Genomic DNA, 11827 nt, shown 5'->3' with positions numbered 1-11827 from the left:
GAGCAACAGCCATTACAACTCCTGAGTTGTAGTAAGGTGTTGAGAAATCAAATGATCCCTTACGTTCAGGTGTAATGGACATACCAGCAATCATACCATCAATTTGGCCTGATTGAACGGCTTGGATAGCACCGTTAAAACCGATTGGTTTAATGTCGACTTTAAAATGTTGGTCCTTAGCAATGGCCTTCATAAGGTCAATATCGATACCAACATATTTATTGTTATCGTTTGCGTATTCAAATGGAGGAAATGTAACATCCGTTCCAATTTGATAGGTCTTTTCAGCAGCACTAGATTTTAGTGGAGCTGCGAATAGTCCCAATGCAACGATGATTCCGGCAGTGAAAGCGATCAGCCAGCGGAATGCTTTTGAATGTTGCTTCATTAGAAAAACCCCTTCTCATGTAAATTCTTTTCCACGTTACGTTTCATAACATTGTATAAAGATATAATACCAGACCCTGCTATAAAAGTATATTTAGAAATCACAATTTTTTAAAATTTTTAATTTTACATGTAATAAGATATAACATGGTATAATTCGAAATGTTATTGGTCAATAAAAAGTCAAAAAAATTTTACTCTTAAAAATGCTATTATATCAATGGTTTTTAACTATTTTATAAAAATATGGTCAAAAAAGGTCAAAAATATATTGCATTATGTAAAATAGGTGATAATATAGATTATGGATAAAGGATGAAAGAAACAAAGATAACATCCTTATCCAATATGACAGCCGTGAAGGCTGACAAATTTATAAAGAAGGCAGGGATGCACTATGGCAAGAAGTCCATTTGATCCATTTAACGATGATTTTGACAGAATTTTCAATCAATTTATAGGAGACGCTGGTAGTAGCAATACCCAACGTCGTTACATGATTAACGGTCAAGAAGTGACCCCAGAACAATTAGAACAACTAAGAAAAAGTGGTCAACTAAGTAATGGCCAAGGTAATACTCAACCAAAAACTACTTCTAATAAAGAAGGGATTTTAGACAAGTTAGGTCGTAATCTTACTCAAGAAGCTCGCGACAACAAGTTGGATCCAGTAATTGGTAGAGACAAAGAAATCCAAGAAACCACTGAAGTTTTATCAAGAAGAATTAAGAACAATCCTGTTTTAGTAGGAGATGCTGGAGTTGGTAAGACTGCAGTTGTAGAAGGATTAGCGCAAGCAATTGTGAATGGTGATGTACCAGCATCAATTAAGAACAAGGAAGTTATTAGCATTGATATTTCCGGACTAGAAGCTGGAACTCAATACCGTGGTAGCTTTGAAGAAAACATTCAAAACTTGATTAAAGAAGTTCAAGCTAAAGGCAATGTGATCTTGTTCTTCGATGAAATTCACCAAATTTTGGGTGCTGGTAACGCCGGTGACGAAAGCGGATCTAAAGGTTTAGCTGACATCATCAAACCAGCATTATCTCGTGGTGAAATCACTGTAATTGGTGCTACTACTCAAGATGAATACAGAAACACTATTCTAAAGGACGCAGCATTATCTCGTCGTTTCAACGAAGTGCAAATTAAGGCACCAAGTGAAGAAACTACTTTGGCAATTCTAAAAGGGATTCGTCCTTTATATGAAGAACACCACAATGTTGTTTTACCTGATGAAGTCCTAAAAGCTGCGGTAGACTACTCTGTTCAATACATTCCACAAAGAAGTTTACCAGACAAGGCAATCGACTTGGTCGACATGACAGCTGCTCATTTAGCTGCACAACATCCAGTTGTAGATCAAAAGGCAATTGAAGATGAAATCGCAGCTGAAAAGGATGCACAGGCACAAGCCGCTGAAAAAGAAGATTATGAAGCAGCTCTAAATCACAAGAATAAGATAGAAGAATTACAAACTCAAATCGACAACAAGAGCGATGAAACTAAAGTAACAGCAACTATCAATGATGTTGCAGAAGCTGTTGAAAGATTAACTGGTGTTCCAGTTGCTAAATTGAGTAGTAATGATATCGAACGTTTGAAGACTATGGGCGACCGTCTACAAGGTAAGGTTATCGGTCAAGACGAAGCAGTTGCAGCAGTTTCTCGTGCTATCAGAAGAAACCGTGCTGGTTTTGATGAAGGTAACCGTCCAATTGGTTCATTCTTATTCGTAGGTCCTACCGGTGTAGGTAAGACTGAATTGGCAAAACAATTAGCTAAGGATATGTTTGGTAACAAGAACAACATTATTCGTTTAGACATGTCAGAATACTCTGATGTAACTGCGGTATCAAAATTAATTGGTGCTTCAGCAGGATACGTTGGATACAATGACAACAATAATACTTTGACAGAAAAGGTAAGAAGAAACCCATACTCAATCGTATTATTGGATGAAATTGAAAAGGCCAACCCTCAAGTTTTAACACTTCTATTACAAGTGCTAGACGATGGTCGTTTAACTGACGGTCAAGGAAATGTGGTTAACTTTAAGAACACAGTTGTGATTGCTACTTCAAACGCTGGATTCGGTAATGAAACATTGATTGGTGACAAAGATGAAGATAAGAAGTTAATGGATAAATTATCTCCATACTTCCGTCCTGAATTCTTAAACAGATTCAATGCGATTGTTGAATTCTCACACCTAACAAAGGATGACTTGAAAGAAATTGTCGAATTAATGCTAAGTGACGTTAACGCAACTTTAGCTAAGAAAGACATGGATGTAGTTGTATCTGATGAAGTTAAGGATTACTTAATCGAACAAGGATACGATGAAGCCATGGGAGCTCGTCCACTACGTCGTGTTGTAGAACAAGAAATTAGAGACAAGATTACTGACTTCTACTTAGACCATGAAGACATTAAGCACTTAAAGGCTGATATGGAAGATGGTAACGTAGTGATTAGTGAAAATAAGTAATTGAAAAAGACACCGCTTTAAGCGGTGTCTTTTTTTGTGTGCATCGTTAAAAACAAGATAGTAGGATATAATTAAACTATCAATTCAGCCAAAGGAGATTCGCATGCCCTTACAATATTCTTTTGAAATTACTCCCAATATCGATCAAGATAACCTCGATGGTTTATTAACACTGCATCCGCAGTTTATTTCAATTACCGATCGCAATCACGATATGGATAATTTAATTCAAAGTATTAAAATTGCTGATTATGTTCACGCACATTCTGATGTAGATGTGATGATTCACCTCACTGGAATTGATAAAGACTACGATACCGTTAAACAGATGATGGATTTAATGCAAAATCATGATGTTAATGATGTATTAGCATTGCGAGGAGATAAGTTATCACAAAATGATTCCGCAATTATCTTTTCGCATGCAGATGAGTTAGTTGAATTTATTAAAAAAGAATATCAAGATGTAAATATCGCAGGGACTTGTTACTTGAATAGTAACGATGAAGAATTGCATTGGCTAAAACACAAGGTAACTAAGGGATGTACTAATTTAATTTCGCAGTTTAGTTTTGATGTGAACGATTATGTTGATTATTTAAATCGAACTGATGTTACAACGCCAATTTGGTTTGGTATCATGCCGGTCATCTCAAAAACACAAACGCAAAAGATGCTGGATTTAACTCATGCGACCACTCCTGACAAAATAATTGCCTTGATGAACGCATCAGAAGAAGAGTTTGGTGAAAAGGGAGTTATATACACTGCTGAGATGATTAATAAGCTTGAACAAGCCGGTGCTAACCATATTCATCTTTATTCTCTCAATGATGCTGAAAACACAAAACAAATTATTGAACAAATTTAAACCACAAAAAAAGACGCCATCGTTCGGCGTCTTTTTTTACACACATCATCTTTAAAAGAGAGATTAATACTTAGGTTCCCACTTAGTGTCTTCGATAGCTTTGTCAACATCTTTGATGTCTTCACGTGTAAGACCACGTTTTACAGCGCTATCGGCAACGGCCTTAGCTACAGTAGTTGAGAATTGATCCAACTTAGAAACTGGAGGTAAGACAGCAGCACCTGGTTTGTCAGTATCGACAATACCACCAAGTGAGTGGGCAGCTGCAGAAATCATTTCGTCATCTAGGACAGTGGCAGTAGCGGCAATCGCACCAAGACCTAAACCAGGGTATACTAACGCGTTGTTAGCTTGACCGATTTGGTAAACAGTGCCATTGTATTCAATATCGTTAACTGGGATACCAGTACCGATAAGAGCTTTACCGTCAGTCCATTTTAGTAAGTCTTCAGCCTTAGCTTCAGCCAACTTAGTTGGGTTTGAAATAGGGAAGATAATTGGACGTTCAGTGTGAGCAGCCATTTCCTTAATGATTGATTCGGTAAATGAGTTTGGTTGAGTTGAAGTACCAACTAAGATAGTTGGGTGAACTTCTTTCACAACAGCTTCTAGAGTAGTTAATGAATCTGGGTTAGCAAATTCATCACGACTTCTAGCAAATGGTTTTTGTTGAGGAGTCAAAGTATCGTCGTCATCGAACAATAGACCTTGCTTATCAACTAGGTAGAAGTGCTTCTTAGCTTCTTCTGGATCCATACCTTGTTGTACGAATTCATCGTAAACACGTGAAACAATACCAGTACCGGCTGAACCTGCACCAAATGATACGTAAGTTTGGTCCTTCATTTCTTCACCAGAAATGTTTAGGGCACCTAATACACCGGCTAATACGATAATACCAGTACCTTGGATATCATCATTAAATACAGTGTACTTGTCTTTGTATCTGTCTAAGATGTCAGCAGCGTTGCTACGACCAAAGTCTTCAAAATGTAAGTACATTTCTGGGAATAGACTTTCAGCATCTTCTACGAAAGTATCAACAAACTTGTGGTATTTTTCACCGTAAACACGTTCGTGACGGTTACCTAAGTACATTGGGTCCTTAAGTAGTGATTCGTTGTTAGTACCAGCATCTAAAACAACTGGTAATACTTGGCTAGGGTCAATTCCTGCAGCAGCAGTGTAAACCATTAGCTTACCAACAGCGATATCAACACCGTTAGTAGCCCAGTCACCGATACCTAAGATACCTTCAGCATCAGTAACTACGATTAAACGAATGTCGCGACCTTCAGCAGCATTCTTTAATGAAGTTTTGATTGAATCTAAATCATCATCAATTGATAGGAATGTTGCGTTTTGTGGTTGAACGAATAGTTCACTGTAGTTTTCGATAGTTTCAGCAATTGTTGGATCGTATACGATTGGCATAAATTCAACAACGTGTTGTGAGAATAACTTGTAGAATAATACGCGGTTTTCATTGAATAAAGTCATTAAGAAAACACGTTTTTCTAAATCTGAAGGTTTAGTTTGGAATTGAGCATAAGCTTGATCCACTTGTTCTTGTAATGTTTGAACGTATGGTGGAAGCATTCCTTCTAAACCAAGTTCTTTTCTTTCTTCTTTAGTAAATGCAGTACCTTTGTTCTTGAAAGGATTGTTTAAAATATCATATCCAAAAGACATAGGACTTACCTCTTTTCTTAATTAATATCTAGATATTAATACATGATAGTTCAGATAGTCAAAAGTTAGTGTTATAATAAATATAATTTATATCTAAAATTAAAACCCTTTTAAATCAATGCATGGAGGCATTTTTTATGAACACACGTGATCTTGAATATTTTATAAGCTTAACAAAATTAAAAGTTTTTTCTAAAGTTGCTGAAGAATTTAAGGTCAGCCAACCAACCATTACTTTTGCGTTGCAAAGATTGGAAAAGGAAATGGACACTAAATTAATTATTAGACATAGAACTCATGGTGAACTCATTGTAACCGATAGTGGGAAACAATTGTTAAACCACGCTCAAGCTATCATCCGCCATTTTGATGTTGCGAAGCGCAATATAGCTAATTTAAAGGCAAAAAAAATATCGATTGGATTGCCACCAATTATTGAAACTAGATACTTTCCACAAATTGCGCAATTTTTAAAAGAACGCAGTTTGTTAAATAACATCATTACCTATGAATATGGTTCTGAAACAACTAAGGAATCATTAAAAAATGGAGAATTGGACTTAGCGCTATTAGGTTCTAATAACCCATTAGATGATCCTTCAATCGAAACAGAAGAAATTGAAAGAATTCCATTCTGTGCATATGTTTCTAAAAACCATCCACTAGCTAGTGAAGGTAAAATACATTTTGCCGATTTAGCGAAAGAAGATTTTATTTTGTTCAAGCAAGGGTTTGTTCAAAACGAATCATTTAATCAATTAGCAAAACGAAATGCATTTCATCCTAACGTTATTTTTAGATCAAATGAAAGCAATAACATTATGAGTTTGATTAAAAATAATGTCGGGGTTGGATTCTTTAATTCATTAGTTAATACTCCAGAAGGAGTCGTAAAACTAGATTTTTTAGATGAAGACATGCCTATGTTTGTGACTAACTTAGTTTATCTAAAATCACATTACTTTAATGATTTTCAAAAGGAAGTATTGGAAGTAATTAGAGAATCATTGAAACAAAAATAATTGAAATAAACCTCCAAAACTCTTAATTAAAAATTAAGGATTTTACTAGTGAAATGATATCAGTAAAATACTACAATTTACATATGAACTCACTATGGAGGTATTTTTAATGGTATTTAATAAAAATCAAAAAACAATATTAAATGTTAATAATAATTCTAAAACCAAAAAAGTTGCCACTGGACTCGTGGCGCTAACTCTTCTAGGAGTCTCATATGAAAATGTTGTTAACAACTCTCAGAATGTTAACGCTGCTTCAACATCGTATGATGATTCCTCAATTTCAAGCAGTGATTTGAGCAGTCCGAATCCTGTAACTATTAATATCAATAAAGATAATTTTTTGAATTATTTCGAACTAGTAGGAGATGCATCTTATAATCAAAGCACTGGGACTATTACCCTTACGCAAGATGCTCAAAATGAATCTGGTGGTGTTACTTTAAAAAATAAAGTATCTCTTACTAGAAGTTTTTCAATCACTGGATCCATTTATGCTGGTAATAAGTTAGATACAGAAGGTGGAGCTGACGGGTTAGCGATATTTTTCCATCCAAATCGTGTTGGATTCCCAATTAGTACTGGTGGTGCGGTTGGAATGTATCAAGTTCCAAATGCATTTGGATTTAAGGTAGATACTTTTTATGACAAACGTGATGGAGACCCTACTAATAATAAAAATCAAGATGTTTTAGACGGTCAAGGGGCATCTCCATTTGGAGCATTTACCTACACTAATGATTCTGGACAAGTAGAACAATTAGAACATGAGCCCACAGTTAGTTATTTAAATAAAGATGATTTCTTAAACAGCAAAGCGGATTTCGTTCCATTTATATTGAGATATGATGCAAGCACTAAGGAATTTCAAATGGTAATGGATGGATATACTTGGACAAAAGAATATACAGGTTCTTATAGTGATTTAGCATTAGTCATTAGTGCAGCGACGGGTTTAAGTCATAATTTACAACAAGTAAGACTAGATACATTTTCATATTCAGCATCACCAATATATTTGGCACAACAAAAGTCAATGGATGCTTTGAAGAATGAAGCACAAAATGTTGTTAATACAATTAATAATGATAGCAATCTATCTTCTGATCAAAAGCAACAACAAATAACTAATATTAATAACGAGTTGCAAAAAGGATTGGATAATATTCAAAAGCAAACAACTGTAGACGATGTGCAATCAGTTGAAAATAAAAGTAAAACTGATATTGATAATCAATATCTACCTGGTCATCCAGCGCAAAGTTCATCAGATAACAGTGCTAGCTCAAGCTCACAAAGTAACACAAGCAGCTCAGCGCAAAGTTCATCAGATAACAGTGCTAGCTCAAACTCACAAAGTAGCACAAGTAGCTCAGCGCAAAGTTCATCAGATAACAGTGCTAGCTCAAGCTCGCAAAGTAGCACAAGTAGCTCAGCGCAAAGCTCATCAGATAATAGTGTTAGCTCAATCTCACAAAATAGCACAAGTAGCTCAGCGCAAAGTTCATCAGATAACAGTGCTAGCTCAATCTCACAAAGTAACGTAAGTAGCTCAGCGCAAAGTTCATCAGATAACAGTAATAGCTTAAATGCACAAAGCAATGCAAGTAGTTCAACACAAATTGTATCTATTAGACCAAACCACACCAATAGCTCATCCGGTACCGGTAATAATAAAGTGGACAATCACTTTAATGACGGATTTAAAGATCATAGGAATAATCGTCATAAAGTTAAACACCCATCAATTGATAAAAATGAAAAATCATTACCTCAAACCGGTGATCAGACTAACAAAAAATCATTGGCAATTGTTGGTTTGATAATTGGATTGATCGGATTAGGAATGGCTACGATTGGATTTAGAAGAAAAAATAAATAATAAGATCTAAAAAAGGACTATTAAAGTCCTTTTCCTCAAAATAAATAGGTAAATAAAAAAGCCACTCATTAATTTGGATGGCTTTTTCTTATTTAATATTAATCTTGCTTTGTAGTGATGTCAGAACCAAAGTACTTCATTGAAAGTTTCTTCATAGTGCCGTCTTTTCTTAGTTCATCTAAAGCTTGGTTGATTTTCTTTGTTAAAGCAGATGATTTCTTGTTTAACATAATAGAAGTTTCAGCAGGAGCTTGTAGTTTAGTAGGTACATCGATTTCTTTTAGACCCATTGTTGAGTTGTGTTTTGCGAAGTATTTCCATGCAGGAACTGAGTTCACAGTACCATCAGCTCTACCTTGTTGAATTAGTTGGTAACCAGTAGCGTTGTCAGGAGTTGATGAAACGTTAGCACCAAACTTCTTAGCAACAACGGCATTATCGGTACCAGCACCATCAACGATGTTCATTCCTTTGATATCCTTGATACTCATCATCTTGCTATCGCTCTTAGTGATAAGTGTGTAGTATGAGTAAGCATATGGTTCTGAGAACTTGTAAAGCTTTTCTCTTTGTGGAGTAACAGTCATGTTGTTCATAACAGCATCGTATCTGTCACTGCCTAGACCAGCAATTAAACTGTCCCATTTAGTTTGAACAAAGTTAACTTTTAAACCTAATTTCTTAGCAACATCAGTAGCTAAGTCGACTTCAAAACCAGTTAATTTACCACCTTGTCGGTATGAATAAGGTGCATAAGTACCTTCTAAACCGATAGTAAGCTTGCCACTTTGAGTTAAATCAGATTTGTAGTCTTTTGAATTTGATGAACTGTTACCGCATGAAGCTAAGATAGCTCCAGTACCTAATACAGCAAATGCAACAGTTAGTGATTTCATTAATTTGTTGAATTTCATGATAAATCTCCTTAAATATTTTGTAATGTCATCGCTGCTAAGAAATCTTTAATTCTTTTGTCTGTTGATTCAAAGAAGTCTTTAGTATCACCATCAAAGCCAACTTTACCATCTTCGATAAAGACGATTTTATCAGCGACACGTTGAGCAAAAGTAAGATTATGAGTAACGATAACTAGTGATTGTTTTTCTTTAGCCAATGCTAGTAGTACCTTTAGGACTTCTAATTCAATTTCAGGATCCAAAGCGCTTGTAGGTTCATCTAGCAAAATATATTCTGGATGCATTGCAAGTGAACGAGCAATCGCAACACGTTGTGCTTGACCACCAGATAATTGACTAGGATAAGCATTTGCTTTATCCAACATGCCGACCTTCTTTAGTAGTTGTTCAGCAGTTTCTTTAGCTTCTTCCTTTGTCTTGTTGAGTACTTGGACTTGCCCTTCCATTACGTTTTTTAAAACTGTAAGATGAGGGAATAAGTTAAAGCTTTGAAATACCATACTGGTTTTTCGACGAATATTTAATACAGTTTTAGAACTGATTTTTTCAGAAAAGTTTAAGCTTAGGTCGCTAAAATCATATTCACCAGCTTCAGGTGTTTCAAGTAGGTTCAAAGATCTAAGTAGTGTGGACTTACCAGAACCGGATGGTCCAACAATTACCGTAGTCTTATTTTCTGGGAATTGAAGGGAGATGTTATCTAAGGCATGTTGATTATCAAATGTTTTAGATACGTTTTTTAAATTAATCATTTAATACTCCTTTCTAATTACTTACAGAATAACGAGAAACTCGTTTTTCTAGGTAACTTTGTAAAATAGTAAGAACACTACAGATAACTGCGTAGATAGCAGCTACTAAAATGTACATGATTAGTGGTTGGTAGTTTTCGGCAGCGATTTGTTGACTGACTTCAAACATTTCCACAATCGTAATTGAAGCGGCTAGTGAAGTATCTTTTACCAAACCAATGAACTCATTGGATAAAGGTGGAAGTGATACTCGACTAGCTTGAGGTAGGATAATTCTCCAAAGCACTTTACGCTTAGTCATACCAAGTGAGTATGCTGCTTCCCATTGACCATCAGGGATTGATAAAATCGCACCACGAATAGTTTCAGAAGCGTAAGCTCCAGTGTTAAGAGAAAAAGTAATGATCCCAGCTACGATAGGAGTCAATCTAATTCCGTCAGGTAAAATTCCCGCAATTCTTAGGTATGGAAGGCCGAAGAATACGATGAATAATTGAACCAAAAGTGGGGTACTTCTAAATAACCAAACATAGAAATAGAAAATGGCTTTGACGATATTAAATAGCCCACCGCGAGGAGAAATCTTAACCAAAGCAGTAATAACAGCAATGGTTAGACCAATAATAAATGACACAATCGCAATTGGAATGGTATAAGCAATACATGCAGCAAGCAATTGCGGTGTAGAGTCACGAATAATTTCCCAAGCACTCATATTTTGTCTCCTTTGTTTTCTAACTAAAAAAGCATTGGAAATGCATATTTAAATCCAATACTATTTTACACTATTTAATCGTAGTTTCAATTAATTTGTACACAAAATAATCGAAATTGTTAACAACTTCTAAGAAGTCTATTAAATAGCGGGTAGTTAATGATTAATTTAATACTATCAATCAATAAATTAGGTGTCAATTAAAAGGATGTGTAACGATTAAATCTTAATTAATCCTTTATTTTTGGGGAATAGGTGTAATTAATTTATTATTTGGTAAAGTAATTCCAGCATCATTAATTGCTTCTAAATATAATTGAAGGAATTTGAATTGAACGGTAAATTTAGCGGTGTCTTTACATGGAATCCATTCCTTAACTGCTATAGTGCCATCACCTAAATCAACAGTTCCTAATAGTTGGGGTTCATCGATGATGCCGTCAGTAATTGGAATGTTTTTGGCGTTCACTTCTTTAACGATATCAATGATTTGTTGAATTGGGCTATTAGGGTTAACACGAATGTTAATTTCAGCCTTCAAACGATCTTTAGACATGTTACATATGTTAGTGATATATCTATTTGGAACGAAGTTTAGCGAGTCATCAACTCCGCGAATTTGAGTAGAACGAAGCCCAATTTCTTCAACGGTTCCAGTGATGGTATCTAAAACAACGAAATCACCAACGTCAATTTGATGTTCGAATAAAATGAAAAATCCAGTGATGATATCGTTAGCCAAACCTTGGGCACCTAAACCTAATGCCACTGTTAACAAACCTGCTCCTGCTAGCAGTGAACCGACAGGAATACCAATGACGGTTAGGACTGAATATAGCCAGAAAAATTCCAAAATATAATTAAATGTATTGGTAGCAATTGATTTCAATGTGCCTTCACGCTTTGGACCAATTTTCTTTTCCTTTTGTAAATATTTACCGAATAAATGATTTACTAATGATTGACCAATTAATTTGATAATTAAAAAGAAGATTGAAACTAAAACTAAATCGATAATGATAAATGTTAAGTTATGAAGAATGTGTCCCCAGTTAAAACTATCCACGTATTGTTTCAAGATGCTGGGATTAGTTG

General features: G+C 35.3%; 10 protein-coding genes. 4 read left to right on the top strand and 6 right to left on the bottom strand.

The window, feature by feature from the left end:
* Positions 1 to 388: transporter substrate-binding domain-containing protein (locus M3005_RS04140; protein WP_293793939.1), on the bottom strand; the 388-nt coding region annotated here is incomplete at its 3' end.
* Positions 389 to 784: 396 nt separating this feature from the next.
* Here M3005_RS04140 and M3005_RS04135 point away from each other — a divergent pair.
* Together M3005_RS04135 and M3005_RS04130 are read left to right on the top strand one after the other, a co-directional pair.
* The gene (locus M3005_RS04135) at positions 785 to 2881 is read left to right on the top strand and encodes an AAA family ATPase (RefSeq protein WP_293793937.1); all 2097 of its coding nucleotides are present in this window, start codon (positions 785 to 787) and stop codon (positions 2879 to 2881) included.
* A 103-nt stretch (positions 2882 to 2984) separates the two neighbouring features.
* Positions 2985 to 3752 carry a methylenetetrahydrofolate reductase gene (locus tag M3005_RS04130; RefSeq protein ID WP_293793936.1) on the top strand — a complete coding sequence of 256 codons (768 nt, stop codon included), beginning with the start codon at positions 2985 to 2987 and terminating at the stop codon, positions 3750 to 3752.
* Between the two features lie 63 nt (positions 3753 to 3815).
* Here M3005_RS04130 and M3005_RS04125 read toward each other — a convergent pair whose 3' ends face one another.
* A complete protein-coding gene (locus M3005_RS04125; RefSeq protein ID WP_293793933.1) occupies positions 3816 to 5444 on the bottom strand; it encodes a malolactic enzyme in 1629 nt (542 codons plus the stop codon).
* Between the two features lie 137 nt (positions 5445 to 5581).
* Here M3005_RS04125 and M3005_RS04120 point away from each other — a divergent pair, with 137 nt between their 5' ends.
* Entirely contained in the window at positions 5582 to 6466 is an 885-nt protein-coding gene (locus M3005_RS04120) for a LysR substrate-binding domain-containing protein (RefSeq protein WP_293793930.1), read from the top strand.
* Positions 6467 to 6575: 109 nt separating this feature from the next.
* On the top strand, positions 6576 to 8348 hold the full coding sequence (locus M3005_RS04115) for a lectin-like domain-containing protein (RefSeq protein ID WP_293793928.1): 1773 nt from the start codon (positions 6576 to 6578) through the stop codon (positions 8346 to 8348).
* 98 nt (positions 8349 to 8446) lie between these two features.
* Here the strand turns inward: M3005_RS04115 and M3005_RS04110 are convergent, their stop codons facing one another.
* The 4 genes from M3005_RS04110 to M3005_RS04095 form a co-directional block, all read right to left on the bottom strand.
* Positions 8447 to 9262, bottom strand: a complete 816-nt coding sequence (locus M3005_RS04110; protein ID WP_293793926.1) for a transporter substrate-binding domain-containing protein — start codon at positions 9260 to 9262, stop codon at positions 8447 to 8449.
* Positions 9263 to 9273: 11 nt separating this feature from the next.
* Positions 9274 to 10017 carry an amino acid ABC transporter ATP-binding protein gene (locus M3005_RS04105; RefSeq protein WP_293793924.1) on the bottom strand — a complete coding sequence of 248 codons (744 nt, stop codon included), beginning with the start codon at positions 10015 to 10017 and terminating at the stop codon, positions 9274 to 9276.
* A 13-nt stretch (positions 10018 to 10030) separates the two neighbouring features.
* Positions 10031 to 10732, bottom strand: coding sequence for an amino acid ABC transporter permease (locus tag M3005_RS04100; protein ID WP_053950582.1), 702 nt, complete (start codon positions 10730 to 10732; stop codon positions 10031 to 10033).
* Positions 10733 to 10970: 238 nt separating this feature from the next.
* Positions 10971 to 11827: mechanosensitive ion channel family protein (locus tag M3005_RS04095; RefSeq protein ID WP_293793919.1), on the bottom strand; the 857-nt coding region annotated here is incomplete at its 5' end.

Origin of the sequence: Apilactobacillus sp. (assembly GCF_025290035.1) — a bacterium.
Lineage (GTDB): Bacteria > Bacillota > Bacilli > Lactobacillales > Lactobacillaceae > Apilactobacillus.
Note: the sequence above shows the minus strand (reverse complement) of the source record. Positions and strands in the feature narration are given on the sequence as shown.

What these genes read in the sequence shown, in the direction of transcription:
- M3005_RS04130 (WP_293793936.1), top strand. Translation starts at nt 2,985, where the DNA reads ATGCCCTTACAATATTCTTTTGAAATTACTCCCAATATCGATCAAGAT.
- M3005_RS04125 (WP_293793933.1), bottom strand. Translation starts at nt 5,444, where the DNA reads ATGTCTTTTGGATATGATATTTTAAACAATCCTTTCAAGAACAAAGGT.
- M3005_RS04110 (WP_293793926.1), bottom strand. Translation starts at nt 9,262, where the DNA reads ATGAAATTCAACAAATTAATGAAATCACTAACTGTTGCATTTGCTGTA.
- M3005_RS04135 (WP_293793937.1), top strand. Translation starts at nt 785, where the DNA reads ATGGCAAGAAGTCCATTTGATCCATTTAACGATGATTTTGACAGAATT.
- M3005_RS04100 (WP_053950582.1), bottom strand. Translation starts at nt 10,732, where the DNA reads ATGAGTGCTTGGGAAATTATTCGTGACTCTACACCGCAATTGCTTGCT.
- M3005_RS04105 (WP_293793924.1), bottom strand. Translation starts at nt 10,017, where the DNA reads ATGATTAATTTAAAAAACGTATCTAAAACATTTGATAATCAACATGCC.
- M3005_RS04120 (WP_293793930.1), top strand. Translation starts at nt 5,582, where the DNA reads ATGAACACACGTGATCTTGAATATTTTATAAGCTTAACAAAATTAAAA.
- M3005_RS04115 (WP_293793928.1), top strand. Translation starts at nt 6,576, where the DNA reads ATGGTATTTAATAAAAATCAAAAAACAATATTAAATGTTAATAATAAT.